General features: G+C 72.7%; 22 protein-coding genes. 8 read left to right on the forward strand and 14 right to left on the reverse strand.

The genetic code is table 11. The annotated features are described in order from the left end of the window. Nucleotides 1–84: 84 nt before the first annotated feature. The 3 genes from ACLJQM_RS36785 to ACLJQM_RS36795 form a co-directional block, all read right to left on the reverse strand. The gene (locus ACLJQM_RS36785) at nucleotides 85–1,911 is read right to left on the reverse strand and encodes a GAF domain-containing SpoIIE family protein phosphatase (protein WP_410634934.1); all 1,827 of its coding nucleotides are present in this window, start codon (nucleotides 1,909–1,911) and stop codon (nucleotides 85–87) included. Between the two features lie 75 nt (nucleotides 1,912–1,986). After that, nucleotides 1,987–4,170 carry a SpoIIE family protein phosphatase gene (locus ACLJQM_RS36790; protein WP_410634935.1) on the reverse strand — a complete coding sequence of 728 codons (2,184 nt, stop codon included), beginning with the start codon at nucleotides 4,168–4,170 and terminating at the stop codon, nucleotides 1,987–1,989. A 241-nt stretch (nucleotides 4,171–4,411) separates the two neighbouring features. Next, nucleotides 4,412–5,284, reverse strand: a complete 873-nt coding sequence (locus ACLJQM_RS36795; RefSeq protein WP_410634937.1) for a LysR family transcriptional regulator — start codon at nucleotides 5,282–5,284, stop codon at nucleotides 4,412–4,414. 96 nt (nucleotides 5,285–5,380) lie between these two features. On the opposite strand from ACLJQM_RS36795, the gene ACLJQM_RS36800 reads away from it, so the two are divergent. Continuing rightward, a complete protein-coding gene (locus tag ACLJQM_RS36800) occupies nucleotides 5,381–6,205 on the forward strand; it encodes a TIGR03620 family F420-dependent LLM class oxidoreductase (RefSeq protein ID WP_410634938.1) in 825 nt (274 codons plus the stop codon). 27 nt (nucleotides 6,206–6,232) lie between these two features. Here ACLJQM_RS36800 and ACLJQM_RS36805 read toward each other — a convergent pair whose 3' ends face one another. Next, nucleotides 6,233–6,970 carry a GAF and ANTAR domain-containing protein gene (locus ACLJQM_RS36805; RefSeq protein WP_247024973.1) on the reverse strand — a complete coding sequence of 246 codons (738 nt, stop codon included), beginning with the start codon at nucleotides 6,968–6,970 and terminating at the stop codon, nucleotides 6,233–6,235. Nucleotides 6,971–7,013: 43 nt separating this feature from the next. Further along, the gene (locus ACLJQM_RS36810) at nucleotides 7,014–8,213 is read right to left on the reverse strand and encodes an FAD-dependent monooxygenase (RefSeq protein WP_410634939.1); all 1,200 of its coding nucleotides are present in this window, start codon (nucleotides 8,211–8,213) and stop codon (nucleotides 7,014–7,016) included. Nucleotides 8,214–8,269: 56 nt separating this feature from the next. Here ACLJQM_RS36810 and ACLJQM_RS36815 point away from each other — a divergent pair, with 56 nt between their 5' ends. Then, nucleotides 8,270–8,782, forward strand: a complete 513-nt coding sequence (locus ACLJQM_RS36815; RefSeq protein ID WP_410634940.1) for a MarR family winged helix-turn-helix transcriptional regulator — start codon at nucleotides 8,270–8,272, stop codon at nucleotides 8,780–8,782. A gap of 93 nt (nucleotides 8,783–8,875) precedes the next feature. Here the strand turns inward: ACLJQM_RS36815 and ACLJQM_RS36820 are convergent, their stop codons facing one another. The 6 genes from ACLJQM_RS36820 to ACLJQM_RS36845 all read right to left on the reverse strand — a co-directional run bounded on the left by ACLJQM_RS36820 (nucleotide 8,876) and on the right by ACLJQM_RS36845 (nucleotide 14,248). Beyond that, nucleotides 8,876–9,484, reverse strand: coding sequence for a DUF3618 domain-containing protein (locus tag ACLJQM_RS36820; RefSeq protein ID WP_410634941.1), 609 nt, complete (start codon nucleotides 9,482–9,484; stop codon nucleotides 8,876–8,878). Continuing rightward, on the reverse strand, nucleotides 9,481–9,909 hold the full coding sequence (locus ACLJQM_RS36825; RefSeq protein WP_410634943.1) for a phage holin family protein: 429 nt from the start codon (nucleotides 9,907–9,909) through the stop codon (nucleotides 9,481–9,483). The genes ACLJQM_RS36820 and ACLJQM_RS36825 overlap by 4 nt, the downstream gene beginning before the upstream one ends. Further along, nucleotides 9,909–10,673, reverse strand: coding sequence for a hypothetical protein (locus ACLJQM_RS36830; protein ID WP_410634945.1), 765 nt, complete (start codon nucleotides 10,671–10,673; stop codon nucleotides 9,909–9,911). Before ACLJQM_RS36830 ends, ACLJQM_RS36825 begins: the two co-directional genes overlap by 1 nt. 209 nt (nucleotides 10,674–10,882) lie before the next feature. Further along, nucleotides 10,883–12,181, reverse strand: coding sequence for an NAD(P)/FAD-dependent oxidoreductase (locus tag ACLJQM_RS36835; protein WP_410634946.1), 1,299 nt, complete (start codon nucleotides 12,179–12,181; stop codon nucleotides 10,883–10,885). Next, nucleotides 12,171–13,025, reverse strand: coding sequence for an alpha/beta hydrolase (locus ACLJQM_RS36840; protein WP_410634947.1), 855 nt, complete (start codon nucleotides 13,023–13,025; stop codon nucleotides 12,171–12,173). Before ACLJQM_RS36840 ends, ACLJQM_RS36835 begins: the two co-directional genes overlap by 11 nt. Continuing rightward, nucleotides 13,022–14,248: an amidohydrolase family protein gene (locus ACLJQM_RS36845; RefSeq protein WP_410634949.1), complete on the reverse strand. Its 1,227-nt coding sequence runs from the start codon at nucleotides 14,246–14,248 to the stop codon at nucleotides 13,022–13,024. The genes ACLJQM_RS36840 and ACLJQM_RS36845 overlap by 4 nt, the downstream gene beginning before the upstream one ends. 51 nt (nucleotides 14,249–14,299) lie before the next feature. Here ACLJQM_RS36845 and ACLJQM_RS36850 point away from each other — a divergent pair, with 51 nt between their 5' ends. Then, on the forward strand, nucleotides 14,300–14,866 hold the full coding sequence (locus ACLJQM_RS36850; protein WP_410634950.1) for a TetR/AcrR family transcriptional regulator: 567 nt from the start codon (nucleotides 14,300–14,302) through the stop codon (nucleotides 14,864–14,866). Between the two features lie 194 nt (nucleotides 14,867–15,060). Here the strand turns inward: ACLJQM_RS36850 and ACLJQM_RS36855 are convergent, their stop codons facing one another. The 3 genes from ACLJQM_RS36855 to ACLJQM_RS36865 all read right to left on the reverse strand — a co-directional run bounded on the left by ACLJQM_RS36855 (nucleotide 15,061) and on the right by ACLJQM_RS36865 (nucleotide 20,520). Continuing rightward, the gene (locus tag ACLJQM_RS36855; RefSeq protein ID WP_410634952.1) at nucleotides 15,061–17,640 is read right to left on the reverse strand and encodes an ATP-binding protein; all 2,580 of its coding nucleotides are present in this window, start codon (nucleotides 17,638–17,640) and stop codon (nucleotides 15,061–15,063) included. A gap of 310 nt (nucleotides 17,641–17,950) precedes the next feature. Next, a complete protein-coding gene (locus tag ACLJQM_RS36860) occupies nucleotides 17,951–19,594 on the reverse strand; it encodes an NB-ARC domain-containing protein (protein ID WP_410635064.1) in 1,644 nt (547 codons plus the stop codon). A 431-nt stretch (nucleotides 19,595–20,025) separates the two neighbouring features. After that, entirely contained in the window at nucleotides 20,026–20,520 is a 495-nt protein-coding gene (locus ACLJQM_RS36865) for an SRPBCC family protein (protein ID WP_360772991.1), read from the reverse strand. 138 nt (nucleotides 20,521–20,658) lie between these two features. Here ACLJQM_RS36865 and ACLJQM_RS36870 point away from each other — a divergent pair, with 138 nt between their 5' ends. Genes ACLJQM_RS36870 through ACLJQM_RS36890 form a run of 5 tightly spaced genes read left to right on the forward strand, consistent with a single transcriptional unit; the run spans nucleotide 20,659 to nucleotide 25,814 of the window. Beyond that, entirely contained in the window at nucleotides 20,659–21,159 is a 501-nt protein-coding gene (locus tag ACLJQM_RS36870; RefSeq protein ID WP_247024956.1) for a TetR/AcrR family transcriptional regulator, read from the forward strand. 15 nt (nucleotides 21,160–21,174) lie between these two features. Then, the gene (locus tag ACLJQM_RS36875; RefSeq protein WP_247024955.1) at nucleotides 21,175–21,525 is read left to right on the forward strand and encodes a hypothetical protein; all 351 of its coding nucleotides are present in this window, start codon (nucleotides 21,175–21,177) and stop codon (nucleotides 21,523–21,525) included. A gap of 12 nt (nucleotides 21,526–21,537) precedes the next feature. Continuing rightward, a complete protein-coding gene (locus ACLJQM_RS36880; RefSeq protein ID WP_410634953.1) occupies nucleotides 21,538–22,566 on the forward strand; it encodes an alpha/beta hydrolase in 1,029 nt (342 codons plus the stop codon). 40 nt (nucleotides 22,567–22,606) lie between these two features. Continuing rightward, a complete protein-coding gene (locus tag ACLJQM_RS36885) occupies nucleotides 22,607–24,697 on the forward strand; it encodes an MFS transporter (protein WP_410634954.1) in 2,091 nt (696 codons plus the stop codon). Further along, complete coding sequence (locus ACLJQM_RS36890) at nucleotides 24,639–25,814, forward strand: serine/threonine-protein kinase (protein ID WP_410634955.1); 1,176 nt, start codon at nucleotides 24,639–24,641, stop codon at nucleotides 25,812–25,814. The genes ACLJQM_RS36885 and ACLJQM_RS36890 overlap by 59 nt, the downstream gene beginning before the upstream one ends. Nucleotides 25,815–25,837: the final 23 nt, after the last annotated feature.

Below are 25,837 nucleotides of genomic sequence, written 5' to 3' on the forward strand. Positions count from 1 at the left end.
TGCGGGCCGCGAATCGTGCGGGATGGCGATCTCCCCGGCAAGGGCTTGTCACCACGTGCGGCCGACGTTACTTCCCGCGACCGGTCACCGCCGATCGGCGGCGGGGATGTGCGCGGCGAGCACGACGACGTCGTCGTCGTGCGGTGTGCCCCGGCCCAGCATGCGGCGGATGGTGTCGTCGACGAACCGCGCCAGGTCGGTGGGGTCCAGCGCGGCGGCGGTCTCCCGCAGGCGCTGGATGCCGGCGTCCAGGTCGGTGCGGCGGCGCTCGACCAGGCCGTCGGTGTAGAGCAGCACGGTGTCCCCGGGCCGCAGCCGCACCTGGTGGTCGACGAGCGGGGTTTTGCGCAGTCCGGGGTAGCCGAACATCATGTCCACCCCCGACAGGACCTCCGTGGTGCCGTCGCGGTGGCGGACGATCGGCGGGAGGTGCCCGGCGCTCGCCCAGCGCATCAGCCAGCGGTCCCCGGTTTCGGGGCGCAGGTGAGCCTGCAGCACGGTGCCGGTCGCCCCGACTCCGGTGGCCGCGCAGGCCTGCTCGACCGCGGCGAGCACGGCCGAGGGCGGTCCGGCGGGTCGCTCCCAGCTCGCCTGCCTGCCCATGTTGCGGACCTGGCCCATCAGCGTCGTGGCCTGGATGTCGTGCCCGGTGATGTCGCCGACGACCAGCGCGAGGGCGTCGTGGCCGGCGCCGGTGAGGTCGACGGCGTCGTACCAGTCGCCGCCGACCTGCTCCAGCCGGCCGACGGGGAGGTAGCGCGCGGCGAGGCGCACCCCGGCGGGCTCCGGCAGCCGGGTCAGCATCGCCTCCTGCAGCTTTCGTGCGACGGTCACCCGGTCTTCGAGGAAGCGAGCGCGTTCCAGGGCCTGCCCGACGTAGCCGGCCAGCGTCGTGATCACGGCTTGCTCGTGGACGTCGACTTCGTGGGCGGTGTCCCACCCGAACAGCAGGACACCGGCCACCCCGGCCGGGCCGGGCAGCGGGACGCACGCGATCGAACACAGGTGCAGTTCGGCGTAGCGGCGCTGAGCGGTCTCGGGGAACGCCGCGGCGATCGCTTCCGGATCGGTGTAGAGCTGCAGCCTCGCTTCCCGTGCGGTGAGCGCGATGGGGGTGTCGTCCTCGACGTGGGAGAGCTCGTCGCCGGATTCGGGCCCGAGCGCCTGCAGGGGGTCGTCGATGCGGTGCAGGTCGCCGGCGCCCTCGGCGAGGGTGAGCCCGATGTAGGCGGGTTTCAGGTCGCCGGAGACCAGGTCGGTGACGATCTCGCGCAGCTGGGAGATGTTTCCGGCGTGGGCGAGGGACTGCGAGGCGGTCAGCAGCAGCTGGGACCGGGTGAACGCCTCGCGCAGCATGGCTTCGGCCGTGTCGGTGCGGGCTCGTTCCCGTTGGGCGTCGCGCGTGGCGATGCGCAGGCGCAGTTCCAGCGAGCAGGCGTGCGCGAGGTCGGTCAGCACGACGAGCTCGTCCGCGTGCCACCGGCGAGGCCGGTGATCGATGGCGCACAGGCTGCCGAGGACGCGGCCCGCGGTGTCGGTCAGCGGGAAGCCGGCGTAGGCGCCGATCGCGAGGGCCGCGACCAGCGGGTTGTCCCGCGACCGGGGATCGGCGCCGCTGTCTTCGATGATCAGCGGAGCACCGGTCACCACCTCGTGGCGGCACAACGACGAGGCGAGGGCCGTGCGGCGGGTGCGGGCCCACGGCTCACCGAGACCCGCCAGGCCGGGGAAAACCTGTTCCCGGTCGGTGATCAGGGAGACCAGCGCGATCGGGGCACCGAGGCGCCGGCGTGCCCGTTCGGCCAGCGCGTCGAGCGCCGGGTCCGGCTCGCCGCCCAGCCCGGTTTCGGCCAGCGCCGCCAGCCGGCCGGGATCGGCCAGCGCCGCGTTCCCATCGTCGTCTTCGGTCATCGCATGAGCACCCGCACCGTCGAAGTCCGCGTCCGTTGGCCGTATCGCCGTCCAGATACCCAACCGCGGTCCCGGTCAAGCGGGTGCGGTGGTGCCGCAGGAAGCGGCGGTGAGAACGAGCGCGGCCTGGTCGTCGTCGACGGCGGCGTCACCCGCGAAAGCGGTGACCGCCGCGGTGATGCGCCGGATGACGTCCTGCGCGCGCGGGCGCGCGGGCGCCGCGGTGAGGGTTTCGAGGAGGCGGTGTTCGCCGAACTCCTCGCGGGCACCGTTGCGGGCCTCGAGGAATCCGTCGGTGTACAGGACCAGGCTGTCACCGGGGTTCAGGTGCAGCTCGTACGCGGTGTGGTGGACCGCGACCGAAGCGCCGAGCAGGGTGCCGGGGACCCGGATCTCGTGGGCCCGCCGGTCGGTCGTGAGCAGCACGGGGAAGTTGTGGCCGGCGCGCACCAGGGTGATGTCCACACCGGACGGAGTGGGTCTGAGGTGTCCGTAGACGAGGGTGACGAAGTCGGTGCCGTGCGCGTGCGGCCGGTTGCCCAGCGCGCGGTCGATCGCCGCGACGATCGCGGTGGGCTCGGCCAGCAGCGGCGCGACGGCCCGCGCGGTGTGGCGGACCAGCGCGGTCGTGGTCGCCGCCGTGGCGCCGCGGCCGCAGACGTCGCCGAGCATGAACGCCCACACCTCGCCCGCGAGCGGGAAGACGTCGTAGAAGTCACCGCCGATCTCCAGCCCCGCCCCGGCGGGGTGGTAGACGGTGGCGAGGTCGACGCCGGGTACGTCGGGCAGATCCGGCATGAGCAGGCCGGCCTGCAAGTCGCGGGCGAGGGCGGCTCGCTGGCTGTACTGGCGGGCGTTGCGCGCCGCCGATGCCGCCCGGCGGGCGACCTCTTCGGTGAGGGCGACGGCGTGCCCGTCGAGTTCGCGGTCGCCGGTGCTGAGCAGGCGCAGCACGCCGAACGTGCGTTCGCGCTCGGTCAGCGGGACGCAGACGTAGCCGGTGACGCCCAGTTCGTCCCACGGTCCGGGCGTGGCCGGGGCGCGGCGCGCGATCTCGGTCGTCCCGGTCGCGAGGACGCGGGTGACCGTCACGTCGTCGCCGGGCGGCGGAAGCCGGCCCCCGGCGGTCCCGGCGGTGGCGACCCGCCGGAGGTGGCCGTCTTCGACGATGTCGACGGTGCACATCGGGGCGAGGGCCGGCACGCAGAGCGCGGCCAGGTGCTCGAGCGTCCGGACGTGGTCGAAGGTGCCGCCGAGGACGGTGCTGGCCTCCAGCAGGAAGGCCAGGTCGGCGCGGGCGGCCGCTTCCTTGGCTTCGGCCGCGAGCCTGGCCTGGTCGCTCAGGTGCCGTTCGATGGCGAGGGCGGCGGTGCTGGTGAAGATCCCGGCCAGGGCGAGGTCGCTGTCCTTGGGCGCGCGGGGGCTCCGGTGGTACATCGCGAAGGTCCCCAGCAGCCGGCCGTCGCGGCCGAGGATCGGGGTGGACCAGCACGCGGCGAGGCCGGCCCGGCCGGCGAGGTCGCGGAAGTCGTCCCACAGCGGGTCGGTGGCGATGTCGGTCACGATCACCGCGGTCCGGCGGTGGGCCGCGGTCCCGCAGGAGCCGACGCCGTCGCCGGTGGTGATGCCGTCGATGGCGTCGTTGTAGAAGGCGGGCAGGCTGGGCGCGGCGCCGTGGCGCAGGCGCCGGCCGTCGTCGTCGGCGAGCAGGACGGACACGAGCACGTCCGGCACGAGTTCCTCGATCGTGCGGGCCATGCCGTCCAGGACCCGCTCCAGGGGCGCTTGACGGGCGATCTGCTCCAGCAGCAGCCGGTGCTCGGCGGCCAGCCGCTGGGCGTGCCGGACCTGGGTCGTCTCGACGCCGATCACCTGGACACCCAGGACGTTGCCGGCGGCGTCGCGCCGGGGCTCACAGGTGAAGTCGAAGAAGGCTTCGCGGGCGTCGCCGCCGCTGCCGATCACCACCCGGGTGTTGCGGCCGGTGACCGGGGTTCCGGTCCGGAACACCCGGTCGAGGTGGCCCAGCAGGCCTTGCGCGGCCGGTTCCGGCATCAGCTGCCCCAGGGGAACTCCGGTGCGCACCCGGTCACCGCCGATCGCGGCGGAGAACGCGGGGTTCGCGGCCTCCAGCACGTGGGCCGGGCCGGCCAGCGACGCGAACACCGCCGTCGACTGCCCGAAGAGGGCCTGCAGGTCCGCGTCGGCGGCAGGGGAGGGCCCGCGGGGGACCACCGGTGCACTGCCGGGCTGGGTCATCGTCGGTCCGCCTGTCCGTCACGGTTCGTCCGGCCGGGGCCCCGTGACCCCACGCACCGACAGCGGGACAGCGTCCGGCCTGGTTGCTCAAGCCGGTTCGGTGGGACGAACGAACATGGTCGGCTGCGTGACCACGCGCGAAGCATATCGCCGAGCAGGCCGCCGACGCAGTTTCAGCGGCCGGCGGACGTCTCGGCACCGGCCCCAGCGGACGCGCCCGACTGACGCCCCCGGGGCGAGGTCAGTCCGTCGCTTCGTCGCGGAAGGCCGCCACCGCGCACTCGGCCCCGCTGCTCGCCTGGTCCGGGGCGACGACGACGCTGCCGGGGATCGTGATCGCCGGCTCGAGCGGGAGCGCGCGCACCCGGGTCGAGCGGATCTCGGCGACCTGGTCGGCGGGCAGCACCGTCCAGCTGCGGGGATCCGAGCCGACCTCGACGAGCGTGTCCTGGAGGGTGCCGGCCGGCCGGCCGTCCTTCGGGCACAGCCCGGTCTCGCGCAGCGCGTCGACCAGGACGTCGTGCAGTGACGGGTCGTGCTCGCGGGAGGGGACGCGCAGCGCGTCGCCGGCCAGTTCCGCGAGCCCCGCGGTGGGCCGGCCGGCGGCCGGGTGCCGCCGGGACACCACCGCGAACAGCCGTTCGGTCCAGGCCGGCAGCACCGCGAGCCCGGGCACGGACCGCACGCCCCGGGTCAGCGCCAGGTCGAGGTCACCCTGCCGGAGCGCGTTGAGCCGGGCCTCGAGGGGCAGGTCGACCAGCACCACGTCGAACTCCGGCGCCCGCTCGCGGAGGGCGTCGATCCCGCGTTCCAGGCGCGCGGTCAGGCCGGCCGCCGTGCCGATCCGGACGGTCGTCATGACCGGCTTCGCCGCCGCCTGCACCCGGCCGGCGGCGGCCAGCGTGCCGCGGGCGGCTTCGAGCACCCGCTGCCCGGCCGCGGTCAGCCGGACCCGCCGGGGGGAGCGGTCGAGCAGCCGGACCCCGAGCTCGCGCTCCAGCCGGGCGATCTGCTGGCTGACGGCGGGCTGCGCGACGTGCAGCCGCTCGGCCGCCCGGCCGAAGTGCAGTTCGTCGGCGACCGTGACGAAGTACCGCAGTGCCCGCAGTTCCATGTGCCACCCGGCCGTCCTCGACGATAAGGCGAGCTTATCGCAGCACGTGCCGGTTGGGGCTGGTTCGCCGCGGCGGCCGGTGCTGAAGTCGTGATCATGACCATCGAACTCGGACCGCTCGGCGCCTACCTGACCGCCGCGGAGGCGACCGCGGCGGACGCCGTCGCGCTGGAGGAAGCCGGCTACGGCGCGATCTGGCTCGCCGCGTCGCCGGCCGCCGACCTGCTCGCCGCGGAGCGGCTGCTCGACGCCACCGGCCGGATCGTCGTCGGCACCAGCGTGCTCAACGTGTGGCAGACCGACGCCGGCACCGTCGCGGACTCCTACCACCGGATCGCGGGGAAGCACCCCGGCCGGCTGCTCGTCGGCATCGGCGCCGGCCACCGGGAAGTCGACGCCGGGTACGCGTCCCCGCTCGCGAAGACCGCGGGCTACCTGGACACCCTGACCGCGGCCGGCGTCCCCGCCGACCGCGTGCTGCTGGCGGCGCTCGGCCCCAGGATGCTCCGGCTGGCGGCCGAACGCGCCGCGGGCACCCTCACGCTGCAGGTGACGCCCGAACACACCCGCCGGGCCCGGGAGGCCCTCGGCCCGGGCAAGCTCGTGGTGCCCGGCCACGGCGTGCTGCTGGACACCGACGTCGACCGCGCGCGGGAAACCGGCCGGGCCGGGGTGCGGCCCATCCTCGGGATCGCCAACTACGCCAACAATCTCCGGAGGATCGGGTACACCGACGAGGACCTCACCGACCCCTTCAGCGACCGGTTGATCGACGCGCTGGTGCTGCACGGGGACGAGGACGCGGTCGTGGCGGGCGTGCGCGCCGAGCTGGCGGCGGGTGCGAACCAGGTCGGCCTGCACGCACTGGGCGCGGATCCGATCGCCACCCTGCGCGCGATCGGCCGCGCCGAGCGGGGGTAGCGGCGGCCGCGGCCCGCCCGCGGTGGGTCACTGCCGGTGCGTGGCGGAAGTCACGAAGTCCTGGGCGACGTCGCGCAGTTTCACGTTCTGCTCTTGCGAGGCCTTGACGAGCAGCTCGAACGCGTCTTCCGGCGGGATGCAGTGCAGGGCCATGAGAATGCCCTTCGCCTGGTCGATCACCGCGCGGGTGGTCAGTGCGCTGCGCAGCTGTCCCATGGTCTCGTGGGCGGTCCGGTGCCGCCGGGTGCTGCGCAGCGCGGACTCGGCGGCGGAGGTGTACAAGTCCAGCAGCGCCGCGTCCAGCGCGCCGAAGCTGTTGCCGCCGGTGTCGTACAAGTTGAGCGAGCCGTGGTACTCGTGGTCGACGAACAACGGGGCGGAGAGGTAGGCGACGATCCCGGACCCGGCCGCGGCCGCGGCGAACTCGGGCCACTGCCGCGCCGCTTCGGTCACCTCGACCCGCTGGAGCTCGCCGGTCCGGGCGGCCTCCAGGCAGGGGCCCCGCCCGGCGTCGTACTGCGCCTGATCGACGACGTGCGCGCTGTCCCCGGTCGCTGTCGCCGTGTACGGGGAACCGTCGCGCAGCAGCGTGATGCTGGCGATCTCCGCGTCCGGCACCGCGTGCATGACCTGCCGGCACACCCGCTGCAGGACCACCAGCAGGTCCTCTTCCTCCGCGAAGGCGTCGGCCAGCTGATCCAGCGCGGCGGTGACGTCGTCCACTCTCCGGGCGGCGTCCCGCTCGTCAAGCAGTGTCTCGTCCATGCGGTGCTCCTTCTGTGCGCGGCGGCGGGCTCGAGGTCCCGGGTCATTCTCCCGGCGAGCTGGGTACCGCGAGGGGTGGCAGCGGTCGTTCGGTGGCGGCGACGGTGGTGAACTTGGCGGCGACGGGGGCGAACAGCCGCGAGGTGAACACCTTGTCACCGAGGCGCCGCAGCCGCAGGCCGGCCCGGGTGCGCGGGTAGGCGATCGGGACGATCCAGCGCGGGAGGTGCTGGACGTCGTCGACGAGCGGGCGCATCCAGTCCTCGTAGGCCGCGAGCGCCTCTTCGGGTTCGGCGGTGGACAGGCAGGCGGCCAGGACGTAGCCGCTGGTGAGCGCGAGCGACGCGCCGCCCCCGCCCATCGGGGTGACGCACCAGGCCGCGTCGCCGGCCAGGCAGACGCGGCCGCGGTGCCAGGCCGGCATGCGGATCTGGGTGAGGTCGTCGGCGTAGACGTCTTCGGCGGAGTCGAAGGCGTCCAGCACCCGCGGCGCTTCCCAGCCGACGTCGCCGAACAGCTGCCGGACCCGGCGCAGGGCTTCGGCGCGGCCGAGCCGGGCGAGGTCCGCCGTCCGGGCGGCGGTGAGGATGGCGCGGGTGGTGCCGTGGTTGTCCGGCCGCAGGTGGACCTGCCGGCCCCCGACGGTCGTGTACCACCGCCACCGGTCGTCGTCGGCGTCGGTGCGGGGGATCGTGCCGAACACCATGGTGACGCCGAGCTCGCGGCGGTCGACGAGGTCGCCGAAGAGCCGGTCGCGGGTCGAGGACCGCACGCCCTCGGCGATGACCAGCAGGTCGGCGCGCAGCGTCCGGCTGGCCGCCGTCGTCACGGTGACCTCGCCGCCGCCTTCCTCGACAGCGGAAATCGTTTCGCCGTAGGCGACTTCGACGCCGTCGGGCAGGTGCTCGAAGATCGTCCGGGCGAAGTCGCCGCGCAGGATTTCCAGCTCGGCGGTCGCGCCGCCGTCGGGGCCGCCGGAGGGCAGTTCGGCGAGCACCCGCCCCCGCTCGTCGACGAAGACCGTGCCGGTTTCGGTGGTGTTCTGCGCCCGCACCGCCTCGGTCAGCCCCATCCGCGTCAGCACTTCCCGTGCGACACCGCGGACGTCGACGTTCTGGCCGCCGTCGCGGAAGGCCTCCGCCCGCTCCAGCACGGTCACGTCCCACCCGGTCCGCCGCAGCCAGAAGGCGGCCGAGAGGCCGGCGATGCTCGCCCCGGAGATCACCGCGTGTCGTGTGCTCATCGTCGCTCCGTCCAGATAGCTTTATAGTAAAGCTACTATGCTGTGAAGGAGTCCGCATGACGGATCCGCTGACCGCCGAGTGGGCGCCGGCCCAGGTGGCGGTGATGCACGGGCTGCGGGACTGGGTGGTCGGTTTCACCGAGCTGAACCAGCACTTCGCCACGTGGCTGGACCTGCCTGGCTCGGACGCCAACGCCCTCGGCCAGATCACCTGGGCCGCGGAGACGGGTGCGCCGCTGTCGCCGGTGCGGCTGGCCCGGCGGATCGGCCTCACCACCGGAGCGACGACGGTGCTGCTGAACCGGCTCGAAGCGGCTGGTCACGTCCACCGCAGCCGGGAGAGCGCCGATCGCCGCCGGGTCACGCTGCGGCCGTCCGCCGGCGCGCGCGAACGCGCCCGCGAGTTCCTCGCGTTCGCCGGGGCCGAGATCGCGGCCACCCTGCGGGCCGCGGACCCGGACGAGCTGGATGTGGTCATCGGGTTCCTGGCCCGGATCACCGCCGCGGCCGCGGAAGCCAACCAGCGCCTGGGCCGGCCGGGGGGTTCCCGCGGTGGGCGAGGATCGTGAGCGTGTCGTCGGTGGTGGCTGCGCGCCTTGACGTCGTGCGGATACCCGGACGGGCACGGCGCGAACCCCGCGGCGCGCGCCGTGCCCCGGAGCTCACGACGAACGGACGTTCCGCCGGCCCTCCTGCGCCCGGTCGGTGACGTCGCCGGTCGCCGAGCGCGCCTCCTCCTTGACCGTCGACGCGCTGTCCGCGGCTTCCGAGCGCACCGACTCGGCCGCCCGCTGCACCGGTTCGCGCAGGTTCTCCTTGACCTCTTCGGCCGCGTGCTTGGCCACCGGCGCGAGCTGTTCGCGCGCGAGGTCGGTCGCCTGGCCCGCCAGCTTGCGCTCCGGCTCGCTGGCCGGCAGCAGGGACGACACGAGCCAGCCGGCACCGAACGCGATCAGGCCGGCGGCCAGCGGGTTGCCCTGCGTGCCGCGGCGGATCTGCCGCGGGGCGTCGGACACCGCGTCGGCCGCGGTGCTCACCTTGTCCTGCGCGGTGGCGGCGACCGAGCCGGCCTTGTCGCCGGCCGTCGACGCGTGGTCGTTCGCGGTGCCCATCACCCGGTCCTTCGCGCTGCCGACCGCCGTGCGCAGCCGGCCGACCCGGCGTTCCACGATGCGGCCGGGGCTCACCTTCTCGGTCAGCGCGTTGACGTCGGTGCTCAGGTTCCGTTGCGTGCCTTCGATCTCACGGCGGATCCGGTCGGGTTCGGTCATGATCGCTCGCCTTTCAGTGCGTCCGGAACCCGTTGCAGGGTCTCGACGGTGCGTTCGGGTTTCGGGTTGACCCGGCGGAACTCGCTGCGCCCGGTCACGAACAGGACGGCGCCGGCGATCGCCCACACGGCCGCGACGATCAGCGCGGCCCAGCCGCCGTCCATGACGTTCTCGAGGCCCTGCCAGAGCGCGACGGACAGGAACAGCACGACCATGTAACCGGCGAAGCCGGCGCCGCCGAACATGCCCGCGCCCTTGGCCGCCTTCGCGGCTTCGGCCTTCGTCTCGGCCTTGGCCAGTTCCACCTCCTGGCGCAGCAGGGTGGAGACGTCCTTCATCACGTTGGACAACAGCTCGCCGACCGAGGAATCGGCGACGTCGACCGGCGGGGGCGCCTGCGGCGCGGGGCCGGGAGGCTGCGTCATCACGGCACCTGCCCGGGCGTGGAGTAGCGCGTGGGCTGCGGGAGCGGTTCCGGCGGCGCGGCGTACCCGCCCGGAACCGTCTGCTCACCGGGCTGGGGCGCGTGGCCACCCGGCGGCGCGTTCAGCCCGCCGGCGCCCGGCTGCGGGGCGGTGAACCCGCCCGGCGCGGCCGGCGGCGGCGAGCCGGCCACCCCCGGCTGCGGCGTGGAAGCCGGGGGCACGGGCGGGATCCCGGCGGCGGGCGGCCCGTCCGGCGAGCTCCCGGAGTTCTGCTGCTGCTGGGCCACGACCCCGCGCGTGAGCCGTCCGACGAGAGCACCCGCGACGGCCGCGCCGACGAGGAACGCGCCCGGACGACGGCGCGCGAACCGCCGCACCTCGCCGAGCAGGTCGCCGGGTTCGCGGTGCTCCAGCCAGTCCGCGACCGTCCGGGTGCGGTCCGACACCTGCCGCACGACGTCGGCGGCGACGCCGGGGGAGTCGGTCTGCTCGGCCATCCGGTCCAGCTGGCCGGCCAGGTCGTGGAGGCTTCGCACCGCCTTCCGCTGACCGTCCTTCGCCTGGGACTCCAGCTGTTCCCGGCCTTCGCGGAGCAGGTCGCGCGCTTCCCGTTGAGCGTGCTCCGCGACGTGTTTCGCTTCCTGCGCGGCGGTCTGCGCCACCTCACCCCCGCGATCGACGGCCGTGGTGGCCACCTCGCGGGCTTCGTCCTTCGCGGTGTCCGTCGTCGACGGCGGCGACTGGCCGCCGGATCCCTGTGTCATCTCGACCTCCTGGCGGGTGTGGCACTTCCGGTGCCCCGGTTGCTCAGGGCGGCGGGCTACCCGGGCGCTCCGGCGGTAAACGGGCGCGAGTGTCCGGCGTGAGGGAGTGACGGGCGGCCGTCGGTGCTGGGGCAGCCGTCCGGTCGCGCTGCCGGTGGAAGGGAACTTCGCCCTCGGCGTCGGCGAATTCCCGGGCTGACCCCCACGGCTCAGCCCAGCACCGTGCCCGAGTTCGCGGTGTTCCGGTTGCGCCGCCGCGAGAACGCACCCAGGTCGATCTCCAGGCCGGTGCGCGGGGCCCGGAACCGGACGGGCACCGCGTCGTGGTCGGCGCCGTTCTCCACCCGGTCGATCAGCTCCGCCATCAGCTGCCCCACGACCGGTGCGTTCTTGAACTGGTTGCCGCTCGTCCCGATCGCGAGGTAGAAGCCCTCGAGCCCGGTGCGGTCGTAGATCGGAGTCCAGTCGTCGGCGACGTCGTAGACGCCTGCCACGCCGCGCGCCCGGTTGGGCACCCCCAGGCCGGGCAGCCGGCGCGCGGCCCGCGTGACCTGGGCCTCGAAGACCGCGGCCGTCGGGTGGACGTCGGCCGCGTCCGGGTCGTCGGTCCACTGCATCGGGTCGCACTTCGGTTCCGTGCCGCCGACGAGCAGGCCCCCTCCTGCTTCACCGCGGAAGTAGGTGCCCAGATCCATGTCCGCGACCACCGGCCCTCGATAGCCCTCGAGGACCGGCACGTGCGCCACTTCCTGCCTCATCGGCCGGACCCCGACGGTGAAGTCGGCCCCCACGCCGGCCAGCCGGTTCACCGCGCCCGACCACGGACCGGCGGCGTTGACCACGACGGCGCAGGGAATCCGGGTGCCGTCCGACAGCCGCACCGACGTCACGCGCCCGCCGGCCTGCTCCACCGCCGCCACGGTGCTGCGGAAGCGGAACTCCGCCCCGCACGCCGAAGCCGCGGCGGCGAGGTTCACGGCGGCGAGGGCCGGGTCCGAGACGTAACCGGCATCCGGGGTGTGCACACCACCGAGCGAGTGGTCCGCCTCCGCCCAGAATTCCTCGTCGTCGAGCCGCTTCGGCGGCCAGTAGCGGCCGACGTCGATACCGGGAACGCGCTCGGCCAAGGTGGCGCTGTCCCATTCCTCGTAGGGGACACCGATCTCGTCGAACAACGGGAGCCACGACGCACGCGGAGCCGCCTCGACGTCCAGCATCACCAGCCCGCTCTTGCGGAACACGGCGAGGTCGCCGACGTCGTGCCCGAGGTGCCCGGCCCAGTCGAGCCAGCCGAAGTGCGCCTCCCACGCCGTCGCCACCCCGGCGCGCGTGGAGAAGTTGAACCGGACGACCGCACTCGATGCCGAGGTCGACCCCTGGCCGGGCCCGGCGGCCCGGTCGAGCGCGGTGACCCGGTGCCCCGCCCGGGCGAGCTCGAGGGCGATCGACGAACCGATCACCCCGGCCCCGATCACGACCACGTCGGCGCTCGAGCGCTCACCGGGCACGGCAGGTCCTGAGGTAGCTGAGGAACGAGGCCTGCAGGCCGGTCACGTGCGTTTCGCGCAGCACCGCGCTGGTGACGGCGCCGCCGCGGGCGGTCAGGCGGTGCAGGACGGTGGCCGCGTTCTTCGCGAGGTTCTGGTAGACGGCCAGGTCGCCGAGCAGCTCCTGGTCGTTGACGGTCAGGTGGAGCTTGGCGGCGGGCAGGCTGTCGCCCAGTTCTTCGAGCCGCGCGAAGATCTGGCTGTCTTCACCGACGACACCGGGACTGCCCGCGCCGATGCTTTCGAAGAGCGTGCTGCCGCTGAGCCAGGCGTAGAGGCCGAAGAGCCCGCCGTAGGAGTAGCCGAAGAGGCCGTGACCGCTCGCGGCCGTGCCGTAGTCGCGTTCGATCCGCGGGTGCAGTTCCGCGGTGAGGAAGCCCAGGAACGCGTCGGCGTGGGTTTCGTTCAGTTCGGCGAGGTAGGCGTCGGCTTCCTCGCGGGTCATCGAGCCCGTCCGGATTCCCGTTTCGACGGCGTCGACGAACTCCCGGGCGATGGGCTCGCCGGGCGGTACGAGGTCCCTGTTGCGCAGCCGTGCCCAGTGCGGTGCGTCCTCGCCCGCGTAGCCGACGCTGACCTGGATGTAGGGCCGGATCTGCTGCATGGGGTCCTTCTGGGTGACGATGAGCGGAGCCGTCATGCCCACGGCCCAGTTGCCGTCGAGCACGTACAGGGCAGGCGCTTTCGTCGTGGCGCGGTCGTAGCCCGGTGGCGTGGTGACCCAGACGCCGTAGTCGTGCCCTGCGCCGGAACGCAGCTCGAAGTAGTCGGTGTCGGCCAGGCAGCCCTGCCACATGGTGCTCATCGGAGGTCCTTCACGATTCGGCCGGCCTTGAGGACGAGGACGGCATTGGCGGGATCGGCGAACAGCTCGGGGTCTTCGACCGGGTTGCCGTTCCACAGCACGAGGTCTGCCTGCGCGCCGGGAGCGATGACGCCGGCCTGGCCGGCCAGGCCGAGGATCTCGGCGTTGGTCCTGGTGGCCGCCACGAGCGCGGCCATCGGGGTTTCGAGCTCCGCGCGCAGCCTGAGCTCTTCGCCCCGGCGGTCCTGGGCCGGGCCGATGAGATCGGAACCCAGCCCGATCCGCACCCCGGCCTCCTTGGCGACGGCGAGCGCTTCGGCCATCCGCTCCCGGACACCCAGCACGCGGTCGCGGGTCGAGGCGTCGAGGCCGGCTCCGGCGGTGTCGTGCAGCAGCTGCTCGACGACGGCGAACGTGGGCACGAGCGCGACGTCGTGCGCGGCCATCAGGGTGGCCGTGGCTTCGTCGAGGTCGGTGCCGTGCTCGACGCACCGCACCCCGGCCTCGACGGCGTTGCGGATGCCGTCGTTGTTGTGGGCGTGCACCGTCACGTAGGTGCCCCGGGCCGCGGCTTCCTGGACCGCGACCGCGATCTCCTCGACGGTGAACTGGGTGTCGGTCAGCCGGTCGTGCGCGCCCACCACACCGCCGGTCACGCAGAGCTTCAGGAAGGAAGCTCCGCGCCGGAAGGCCTCGCGCACGTTGCGCCGCAGCTCGTCCGCGTTGCCCGACATCGTGGACAGGGCGCACAGGCCGGGGAGGTGGTGGCCGCTCCACAGCTCGGTGGGTTCCCAGTCGGCTCCGTAGTAGCCGTGCCCGCCGATCTGGCACTGCACCGGTCCGCACGACAGCACACGCGGGCCCCTGACCTTGCCCTTCGCGATCGTGGTCACGAGGCCGCCGTCGACCCCGCCGGTGTCCCGGACGGTGGTGAAGCCGGCGTCGAGCGTCGCCCCGGCCGCGGCGAAGATGTCCGCCGCGAGCTCGGCGGCGCTGATCCGGAACGAGAACTGCGGCTGGATCGGGCTCGCCAAGCCCAAGTGGACGTGGGCGTCGATCAGGCCGGGTGTCATCGTCAGGCCGCCGGCATCGAGGCGCATCCCCGCTGCGCCGGAGGCGCCGACCTGGGCTATGCGCCCGTCTTCGATGCCGACGTCGACGTCGACCGGGTCGCGACCCGATCCGTCGACGACGGTCGCGCCGACCACTGAACACCGTTCCACGAGTCGTTCCTTCCACTGGCGCATCTCTTTTCCAATGGATAAACTGTGGGAGTGACCTTGTCAAGCACGGAACGCACCGGCGACGCACGCGAGCGGCTCTTGGCCCGGCTTCTCGACGCCTTCGCGGAAGGGCTTCCCTCGCCGGAGGTGTCGCTCCGCGAGATCGCCGTCAGGGCCGGAACCAGCCATGCTCTCTTGCGGTACCACTTCGGGTCGCTCCCCGGTGTCCTGGCCGCGATGCTCAAGGCGCAGCGATCCCGTGACAACGAGGCACTGCTCGAGACCGCCCGGCAAGGCACCTTCGACGACCTCGTCGTGGCGATCTGGCGGGCCTACACGCGCCCGGAGCGGCTGTCGCGGGTCCGCGGCTTCTTCCACGTCGTAGGACTCGCCGCGTACCGCCCGGAGGACTTTCGCGAGTTCATCGACTCGCTCGACGACCTGACCGGGATGCTGGCCTCGCTCGCGGAACGCAAAGGGCACGGCACCGAGGAAGCGCTGACGGTGGCCACCGTCACCGTCGCCGCGATCCGGGGGCTGCTCTTGCAGGAGGTACTGAGCCCGACCGCCCGGCCGGAGGACGCGGTCGCCGTGATCCTGCGCATGGGCGCGGTGTGACGGGCGAGGCGAAAGGGCTGTTCGAGGTCGGCCTCGTGGCCGCGGTCGGTGCCGGTGAAGGTCGCGGACCGCCCCGGCGAACTGGGCCTGACGAGCACCGACGACGCCCTGAACGAGGGCTGAACAGTTGCGGTGGGGTAGCGGCTGAGAGCTTTGCCGACGTCCGGCAGCGACGTCCCGCAGTGACGCCGTTGTCAGCTCTCGGCGCGTGGCAGGTCGTCGGCGAAGTGAGCACGGGCAGTGCTGTCCGAAAGCCGGGAAAGCACGTCGAGGAGTTCCTTGGGTGAGCGCATCAGCCGCGGGTCGGTTCGCAGCACGCGCATGGCTTCTGCGGTGGGTACCCAGCAGGTGATCCGACCGTCGACCTTCACGAGCACTGTCGAACTGGTGCAGAGGACGATCTCGTCGTGAACCTGGCACGCATCGAGCAACCGGGCGATCGCGTTGGCTTCCTGTTCGTTCTGCCCCGCGCCTGGCTCGTTCCGGATCGAGATGTCCCGAGCTTGGACGACCTTGCCGTTCACCGTACCGGCCAGGTGGTTGGCCACCGCGGTCGCGACGATCCGGCCGAGCTCTTCCCCGGCTTGCGGATCCTTTTTCGTGACGAACAGCCGCTGGAACCACGACCCGTGCTCGGGTACGTCACGGGAAACGATGGAGAATCCGGCGATCTCCAGGAGATCGACCAGAGCGTCCCGTACCGGTTGGCCCTCGTCGCCGGAGGTGAAGACGGTGATCTCCTCGGCGTCGCTTGCCGTTGCCCGGCGCGACGCGTCCATTCGGTGCCGCGTGTCCGCGGCCTCGTCCAGCCGGCCCTGCGCGGTGAACAGTTCACCGGCCTCGGCCCAGCAACGCCGAGCAGCGTCGAACTCACCGGTGTCCGCGTGGATCTCGCCGACGATACGCAGGGTGTTGGCGACCTGGTAGAAGTCGCGCAGATCACGGCGCAGTCGCAGGGCATCGCCATAGAGAGTGAGGGCTTGCCGGTACTGGTCCGAGTGCCGGGCGAGGTAGCCCAGGGTGTCCAGCGTGTCGGCCTCCCCGGCGCGATCGGGGTGGTAGCGGTGCAACTCCTGCGCCGCCGAGCAGTGATCGCGAGCCTGGTCGAAGTGCCCGAGCCGGGCGGCGTACCGGCCGACGGCGTTGAGCACCTCCGCTTCGGAAAAGCCGTCACCGAGCGAACGGACGCGGTCGAGCGCTCGAAGAGCGTGGTCGAGCGCCCGGCGGCGGTTTCCCTGGCGTTCCCAGATCATCGCCAGCGTTCGATGGGCGTCGGTTTGCTCGGTGGCACCGACCGATTCGGACAGGTCGAGGCATCGCTGCGCGAAATCGAGCGCTTCCGCGTGTCGGCCGGACCTGGAACAGGCATCGCCGAGGACGCGGAGCGCGAGCGCCAGCGGTCCCGGCTCGCCGAGCTGCTCGGCGGCCTCGAGCGCCGTCCGCCAGCTCGCGAGCCGGTCGTCCAGGCTCCCCTTGCGCTGGAGGTAGGTGTCCATGGCGATGGCCAGCTGCCACACGGCGTTGTACCGCCCCAGCGTCGAGGCAAGCCGTTGCACCGGAAGCAGGCAGTTGTACTCGGTGTCGAACCACGCCAAGGCTTCGGTCGCGTCCGCCAAGGGCAAAGGGATGGTTCCGGGCGAGAGCTGACCGAGTTCGAGACGTTCTTTGCGTTGTGACAGCTGCTGGTTCGCGTCCTTGGCCGTGTGCAGGTAGAAGTCGATCACCCTGTTCCGGGCGTCCGATCGCGCGGCTTCGCCGTCCAGCGAAAGGGTTTGTTCGAGAGCATAGGCACGGATGAGATCGTGCAGTCCATATCGACCGGGCACCTGACTGGTGACGAGGCTGCCCAGTTCCAGCGCTTCCAGCACGGCCCGAGCCTGGTCGATGCTCCGCTCGCCCAGGGTGGCGGCGGCGTTGATCCCGAAGTCCGGCCCGGGTAGCAGGCTCAGGAGCCGGAAAGTACGCGCGACCTCGGCCGGAAGAGCTCGGTAAGACCAGGAGAGTACAGAGCGGACACCGAGCTCGGGTTCGTCGTTCTCGAGTGCGGGTACGGCGCGCAGCTCCGCAGCGAGCTCAGCCAGCGGCTGCCGGCCGCGTGAACGGGCGGCGCTGGCGACGAGGGACAAGGCCAGTGGAAGGCCGGCGCAAGCCCTGCTCAGATCGTCGATCGCCTGGGGCTCGGCGGCGACGCGTTCCGCGCCGACGAGGTGGGCCAGCATAGCCCGGGATTCCGCCGCCGGCAGCAACTGCAGATCGAATCTGCCGGCGCCGTAACGTGCAGTCAACTCGGTGAGTGGTCGGCGGCTGGTCACGACAACGGTGCTCGAGGCAGTCCGCGGGAGCAGCGGGATGATCTGAGCGGCTGTGCTCGCGTTGTCCAAGATGATGAGCATCCGTTTGCCCGCGATCAGGGAACGGTACAGCCCCAATTGGGCGGCGGGATCTTCCGGCACCCGGGACGAGGGTACTTCGAGGTCGTCGAGCAAGCCACGAACGGCCGTACCCGCGGGCAGCGGCTCGGCGGGCGAATATCCCCGGAGATCAACGTACAACTGCCCGTCGGGGAACTGGTCGATCCGTCGCCGTGCCCATTCCAAGGCCAGCGAAGTCTTGCCGACTCCCGCCATCCCGGTGATCACCAGCACCGGGGTTCCGGCGGCCCGTTTCGCATCGAGGGTGGTGAGTAGTTCTTCTCTCGCGAAAAACGAGTCGGCAGCAGGAGGGAGCCGGTGCGGAACGGGAGCCGGGCGGGGCGTTTTCGATTCGCGCTGCAAGGGGCCTCCTTCTCCGGTCGCCCTCCCACTATGCACTGCAGTGCGCCCCGGCGACACCGCGCCGCACCCGCGGGCCGGGACCGGAACGATGCTGACCCCGGCGTCGCTCGCGGCCTCAACCGCGAGAATGCCCGCGGGATTCTGCGCCGGTGATCAGCAGGACGGCGCTTCCCGGAATCGGATCCTGTTCGAAAGGCTGCCAGGATGATTGGTCGACATTTCCTCGCCGGGGCCGTGCACCGGTCTCAGCGATCTGTGCGAGGGGAGTAGGTGGTACCGGGCCGGCCCGTGCGTCCCCTCATCTGCCGGATCATTCCTGGAGCCGGGCGAACAGTTCTCTTGCCTCCCGGGATCTGGCTTCGGCTTCCTCGTCCCGGCCCAACGCGCGCAGCGGGGTGGCCATCCTGTCCAGGGTGTTGGCTATGTGCCTGAGGTAGCCGTGGGCGCGGCGCAACGTGAGCGCCCGCTCGTAGTGCTCGACCGACCTGTCCGGCCGGCCGGCGCGGTCCTCGACGTAGGCGAGGGTTTCGCGGCCGGACGCCTCGCCCTCCGGGTTGGGACGCAGGGCGAGAGCGGCCTCGCCGAACGAGCGAGCCCGGTCGAGGTCGCCGAGCCGGGCGGTGAACCACGCGACCGCGTTCAGGGCGTGGGCTTCGCTGGTGGTGTCGTGCAGTTCTCGCGACAGCCTCAGGTTCTCCTGGGCGTGGTTCAGCGCGTCGGCGTCCTCGTCCTGGCGGCCGAGTGCCCAAGCCAGGGCGCGATGGGTGTGCGAGAGCTGGTACAGATCCTCCGACTGCTCAGCGAGGACGATCGCTTCCCGCAGGTGTGTCAGTCCCTCGGAATCCCGGAGGGCCCGGGTAAGCGCTTCGCCGAGCCGTCGGTGGGACGTGATCAGGGTCGGACCGGGTGTCCGCGCGCGCAGTGCGAGTCTCCAGGTGCGGATGTCGGCGTCCGGGTGATCCCGTCGGTGGTGGTACGTCGTGAGTGTGCGTGCCAGGTGCCAGACGACGTCGTGCCACTCGTGCTCCGCGGCGGTGTCGACGGCGGCGAGCAGGCACTGGTGTTCCGCGTCGAACCAGGCCAGCGCCGCATCGAGGTCCGCGGGTGCTTCCGGCCGGCAGTCCGGTGACATCGGCGGCAAGACCGCGGGCGCGCCGTACGGCTGGAGGTGACGGTCTGCCGAGTGGGCGGTGTACAGGTAGTGGTCGGTCACCCGCCGCGTTGCCTCGACGTCTTCGGCACGGACCTCGGCACGGATGAGGTCGTGCATGCGGTAGCGCCCGTCGGCCACCGTTTCCAGCAGGCTGAGGCGCGCCAAGGCAGGCAGCTCGGAGACCGACCCGGTGAGGCCGGCCGCGGCGGCGAGGCCGATGTCCGGTCCCGGTGCGGTGGCGAGCAGCCCGAGGACGCGCGCCTGCGGCGCGGTCAACTCGCGCAGCGACCAGGACAGCGCCGCGGGGAAGCTGTTGGCCGGGTCCTCGTCGTCGAGCCGGCCCAGCTCGTCCGCGATTCGTGCCAGGGACATCTCAGGACTCGTCTCGACGCGGCTGGCGACGATCGCCAGTGCGAGTGGCAGTCCCGCACAGTGCTTCACGATCCGCTGCACGGCCGCGGGATCCGAGGCGATCCGGACGGATCCGAGGCGCGCGCGCAGCAGGTCGTGGGACTCGGCGTCGCCGAGCACGCCGAGTATCCGGTGCCGGGCGCCGTGCCGGGTGTTCAGCGAAGTGAGCCGACGGCGGCTGGTCACCAGTACGGTGCAGGAGGACCCACCCGGCAGCAGTGACTCCACCTGGGCCGCGTCGGCAGCGTTGTCGAGGACCACCAGCAGCCGCTTGTCCGCGGTCAGGCTTCGGTAGAGCGCGACTTGAGCATGCGGATCCGGCGGTATGTCGACGGCTCCGAGCGCGTCGAGGAACCCCCCGTACCGCGGCAGCGGGAGCCATCGGTCGATCCGGGGAAAACCCGCGCAGGTCGACGAACATCTGACCGTCCGGGAACCGGTGTCCGTGGGTGTGGGCCCACTGCACCGCCAGCCACGTCTTGCCGACGCCGCCGCTCCCTACGACCGCGTGCACCCCGGGCTCGTCGGCCAAGCCGGCCAAGTCACCGGCCCGGCCCACGAAACGTGCCGGCGACGCGGGCAGCTGCCGGGGTGCAGGTCGTCCACGCGCGATGACGACCTCTCCGGCCTGCACGACCGTCCCCGTCACGTCGCCGTTGACGACGTTGTGCACCCCGGGCCGGTCAGGCATGCCCACCAGCATGCACCGGCCGCCGCGGTACCACCAGATCTCCGCGCGGCGACCACCGTTGCCGGCGACTCGCGCCGGACGCCGATCGACGCTCCCGAGGGGGATCGGTCCAGTGTGGACGCCGGCTGCGTCAGGCCCCTGCGGCGTCCCGGTGCGTCGCGGCGTGGAACCGGTCGAGGTAGAGCGGCCAGCCCGATCCGGAGCCGAGGCTCGTGAAGCTTTCCCAGTCTTCGCCGTGCCGGTCCAGGTGCCGGTGTTCGAGGGTGACGCGGGTGCGCTCGGCGCCATCGGCGATGAAGCGGATTTCGACCTCGCTGGTGTGACCGGGGTCGGATTCCAGTTGCCAGCGCGGGCTGATGTCCCAGCTGAGGAGCAGCCGGTCCGTCGGCTCGCAGGCGAGGACCCGCGCCCAGGCGCAGCGGCTGCCGTCGGTGCCGACGTCGTGGACGGTGCCGCCGGCGCGGGGCTCGAGGACCGTCCGTTCGATCGGCACCGCGAGCAGGTTGTGCTCGCGCGGCTTGATTTCGTCGAATCGCTCGGTGAACACGCGGAAGGCCCGCTCCCGGGGGACATCGACGGAGATGGCGGCTCGCACCGTGGTCGAGGCTGGTGACGTGCTGCTCATGGGCATCCTTCCGGGTCGGCTCACCGGAGGACGACCGGCTGCCCGGCTTCTCGACAGTCCCAGCACCTTTCCGAGGCTCTGATTTTTGAGGAACGCTCGTTCTTGACTGATCGTTCCTCAAAACGCTACCGTCGTGGCATGGGCAGGCAACGGGCGTTCGACGAGGACGAGGTGGTGCGCGCCGCCGTGAAGTTGTTCGGCGGGCGTGCTTACGACGGGGTTTCCATCGACGACCTCGTCACCCACCTCGGCGTGCACCGCAACAGCCTGTACAAGACTTTCGGCAGCAAGCGGGGCCTCTACCTCGTCGCCTTGCGCCGCCACCTCGCCGAGGACGTCCGTCCCCTGGCCGAAGCGCTTACCGCGGCACCGGATGCCGCGGCCGCGCTGGAGCTCGTCACGTCGGCCGACCTCGGGCTGCTGCTGCTCGCGGTGGTCGAACGGGCGCCGGTCGACGAGGAGGTGGCCGCCGAGGTCGCCGCGGCGCTGGCCGCCGTCGACCAGGCGATCGCCGACGCGCTCGGCATTCCCACCGCCCTGGCCGCCGCTCTCACGGCGGCCGCGCTGGGCATTCTCCTGCGCGGCAACCCCGACGGTGTCGGCGCCGCGCTGACCCACCGCCTCGATCCCCTCGACTGACAAAGGAAAACCGAAATGGCACTGGTCACCATCGATGGCGACGACCTCGTCGTCGTGATCAAAGGTCTGGACAAGCTCTGGGCGTTCAAGAGCAGCCTGACCATCCCGCTGGCCAACGTCCGCGGCGCGACCGCGGACCCCGGCATCGCCGCCGACCCCAAGGGGATGCGGGCGCCGGGTGCCCACGTGCCCGGTGTGATCACCGCGGGCACGTTCCACCTCGACGGCGAAAAGGTCTTCTGGGACGTCAAGGACGCGTCGAAGGCCGTCGTGATCGAACTCGCCGACGAGCGCTACACCCGCCTCGTCCTCCAAGTCGACAACCCGCGTGCGACCGTCGCGCTGGTCGAGAACGCCCTGCGCTGAAAGAGGTTGCCGATGTTTTCCCACCTCGCCGCGGTCACGGTGTCGCTGGCCGTCGTGACCGCCGCCCCGGCCGGGGCGGCACCCCGCGTCGTGCCCGCCGCCGACCGTGAAGTCGTCTTCACCGCCGATGGGACGACGACGTACGGCACGCTGCACGTACCCGCGCACCGCGCCGGGCACCGGCTGCGCGCCGCGTTGGTGCTGCCCGGCAGCGGACCCACCGACCGCGACGGCAACCAGCCGGGCGCGCTGCCGAACACCCTGGCGCAGGTGGCCGGCGTGCTCGGCGCCGACCGGGTCGCCACGCTGCGGTTCGACAAGTACGGCACCGGCCGCACCGGGCTCGGCGCCTACCGCGACCACCCGGAGACACTGGACTACCCGGCGTTCGTCCGCCAGGCGAGGGCCGCCTACGAGGTGTTGCGCGATCAGCCGGAGACCGACCCGCACGCGCTGATGGTCCTCGGGCACAGCGAAGGCGCGATGACCGCGCTGCTGCTCGGCGGCACCGTCCACCCGCGCCCGATCGGCGTGGCACTGCTGCAACCGCAGGCGATCCGCCTGCTGGACCTGGTCGCGCTGCAGCTGCACGCCCAGACCGCCGAGGCGGTCCGGCAGGGCCAGTTCACCCCGGAGCGGCAGCAGGTGATCGACGCGGCGATCGACGCCGCCGTGACCGCCCTGCGCGCACACCGGCCGGTCGGCACCACCGACCTGCCGCCCGCCGTCGCGCAGCTCTTCACGGCCTTCCAAGGACCGAGCGGCCGGTTCGTGGACAGCGACGACGCCGTCTACCCGCCGTCCGCCGCCGCGGCCCTGCGGCCGGGGACCGGGGTGCTGCTGACCTGCGGTACGAACGACACCCAGGTCCCTTGCGCCACAACGGATGCCTTGACGTCCGCGCTGCGCCGCGCGCACGTCGGCGGGCCGGGCCGGGTGCGACTGTCCGGTGTGGACCACCTGCTGCACGACGCCGATCACCCGGACACCCCCGCCCCGGCCGTGCTCGACGCCCTGCACCGGTTCGCGGGGAGCGAGTGACGTCGGATTCGCTGATCTCCCGCAGGGTAGGGTGCCTCCGATGACCGCCCCGGGCTTGTCCCTGCCGCAGCGAGTACGCCGGGTGCTGGCGATCCGGCCCTTCCGCCGGCTCTGGGGCGTGACGTTCCTGTGCAGCACCGCCGACTGGCTCGCCTTGCTCGGCGTGGCCGATCTCGTCTCCAGCGCGGCCGGCAGCTACGCGGTGAAGAGCTTCGCGTTTTCCGGTGTGGTGTTCAGCAACCTCCTGCCCGGGTTGCTGTTCGCCCCGGTCGGCGGGTTGCTCGCCGACCGGTTCGACCGGCGGAAGGTGATGGCCGTCGGCGACGTGCTGCGGTGCGTCCTGCTGCTTTCGGTCGTGGTGGTCGATCTGCCGTGGTGGCCGTTCGCCGGCGCCTTCCTCACCAGCAGCGTCGCGATGCTGTGGATCCCGGCCAAGGACGCCGCCGTGCCCAACCTGCTGCCTCGGCCGGACCAGGTCGAAACGGCCGGCCAGCTCGGCTTGGTGATGACGTACGGCATCTCGGTCGTCGCCGGCGGCGGGCTCTACGCCCTCGCCGGCATCGGGCCTTCACTGCGGCTGCCCGACGACGTGCTGGGCACCAACGGTTCCGTCAAGGTGGCCATCGCCCTCGCGGCCGGGCTCTACCTCGCGAGTTCGTTCCTGATCGCCCGGCGGATACCCGAGCTGTCGGGAACGACGGACCGCAACCGCGTCGGCAAGGGTGGAGCGGACCGCCCCGGCGTCGCCGCGATGGTGCGCGACGCCGGCCGCTTCATCCGCACCACACCGCTGGTGCGCGGCCTGCTCGTCGGTGCGGTCGGCGCGTTCGCCGCCGGGGGAGCGGTCGTCGGGTCGGCCCAGTCCTACGCCAAGAGCGTGCTGGCGGGCCAGGCCGGGTTCGGGTTGCTGTTCGCCGCGGTGTTCGTCGGCCTCAGCGCCGGGATCGCCGGTGCGCCGATGGTGGCGGCGCGCCTGGCGCACGAGCGGTTGTTCGGCGTGGCGATCGTGGGCGCCGGGCTTTCCCTGGTCCTGGTGGCGTTGTCACCGCACCTGTTCGTGTCGCTGGCCGGCGTCCTGCTGGTCGGCGCCTGTGCCGGCGCCACGTTCCTGACCGGCGTGACGATCATCGGGTCCCAGGTCGCCGACGAGGTGCGCGGCCGCGTCAACGCCCTCTACCAGTCCCTGCTGAAGATCGTCCTCGGCGTCGCGGTCGCGGTCGTCCCGCTGCTGGTCGGGCTGACCAACGCGCGGGCGGTCCACTTCTTCGGGAACGAGGTGCTCGTCGACGGCACCCGGCCGGTCCTGCTCGGCGCGGCGGCCCTGGCGTGCGCGGCGGGCGTGCTCGCCCACCGCCAGATGAACCCGCACCGGCCGAACCGCCTGCTCGCCGACCTGCGCGGCAGCCTGTCGCGCCGTCCCCGCCGCCCGGCCGGGTTCCTCATCGCGGTCGAAGGTCCCCCGCGCGCCCGCACGGCGGGTCACGCGGCCGAGCTGGCCGGCTGGCTCCGGCGCTCGGGGGAGCACGTCGTGGTGCTCGCCACGGACCCCGGACGTGACGACCCCCGCTTCGAGGAGCTCATGACCAGCGCGGCGTTGACCGGTCCGCGCGCTCGCGCGCTGGCCGCCGCGGCGATCCGCGCGGACACCATCGAGCAGGAAGTCCTTCCCGCGCTCGAGTCGGGAGCCGTCGTCGTCGTGGAACGGCTGATCGACTCGCCGCTGGACCGGTCGGCGAGTTCGGCCGGGATCGGCTCGGACGTGATGGCCGGCCTGGCCGGCTGGGTCACCGGGCGGCTCCGTCCCGACCTCACCGTCCTGCTCGACCAGGACACGGGCAGTCCCCCGCGGTCGGCCGACGCCTGGAGCGACCGGATCCGCGGCCTGCTGAGCGATCTGGCCGCGACGTCACGGTGCGTCGTCATCGAAAGCGCGGAAGCCACCGCGAGTCAGGACCAGATCCGCGCCGCGGTCGGCGAAGCGCTCGCCCGGCCCCGCCGGCCGCAAGTCGTGTTTGCGCGGGCCCGGACGACGGGTACCGGTACGGCAGCCGAGCCGGACGGGGTGCCTGTCGATGAACGAGCTGCCGGACGTGATCGCCGGGCGGTACGAGATCGGGTCGCTGATCGGTGAAGGGGCCACCGCCCGGGTGTACCGGGCCGTCGACCGGGAACTGGGCCGGGCGGTCGCGGTCAAGGTCTACGACCGCCACGCGGTGGCCGTGGACCAGCTGCGCCGGGCGCGGGAGAAGCGGCTGCTGGCCAGCGTCCAGCACCCGCGGATCGTCGCGTTGCACGACAGCGGCACCGAGGGGGACCGGCCGTACCTGGTGATGCAGCTCGTCGACGGGGAGAACGTCGCCGAACGGCTGCTGGCCGGGCCGTTCACCGCCGAGGAGGTGGGCGAGCTGGCGATCCGGCTGGCGGACGCGCTGGCCCACGTCCACGCCCGCCAGATCGTGCACCGCGATCTGAAGCCCGCCAACGTCCTGCTCGGTCCCGGCGGTCCGGTGCTCACCGATTTCGGCATCGCGCACGCGCTGGACTCCACGCGCATCACCGGCACCGGGCTGGTCACCGGCACCGCCGCGTACCTGGCGCCGGAGCAGATCCTGGGGGAGCAGGCCGGGCCGCCGGCCGACGTCTACGCCCTCGGCCTGATCCTGCTCGAGTGCTTGACCGCGCAGCGTGAGTTCCCCGGCACCCTGGCGGAGTCGGCGATGGCACGGCTGCACCGCGCGCCGCGCGTCCCCGCCGATACCCCGGCTCCGCTCGCGGACACGCTCCGCCGGATGACCGCCCGCGAGCCCGCGGACCGGCCGGCCGCCGCGGAGATCCCGGAGCTGCTGCGCGAGCAGCCCTGCACCGTCCGGGCGGTCCCGGTCGTGGCCCCGGCACCGCCCGGCCGACGACGGGCGTGGGCCGGCGGCCTGGCGGCGGTGGCCGCGGCTGCGGTGCTGGCGGCGGTGCTCGCGAGGCCGGCCGATCCCGGGCCCGAGCCGGCTGTCGTGCCCGAGGCTGTGCCGCCCACCGGTTCCGTCGTGGTCCCGGTTCAGGTCACCTCGTCCCCGGCGACGGCGCTGGTGGTGGCATCCTCCCAAGCCGCCCCACCGGCGGCGGCTGGAGTGGTCGCCGCACCGCCGAAGGCCGGCCCGGAGAAGCAGGCGAGTGGGCCGGCGAAGCCGCATAGCGAGCCGCATCCGGATGTCAAGCAGGCGAAGGGGCGGGGCGGGGCGCCGGGGAAGCCGTGATGTGGTGGTGGTTCGGCGGGGAG

Source organism: Amycolatopsis sp. cmx-4-83, from assembly GCF_046548815.1.
Lineage (GTDB): Bacteria > Actinomycetota > Actinomycetes > Mycobacteriales > Pseudonocardiaceae > Amycolatopsis > Amycolatopsis pretoriensis_A.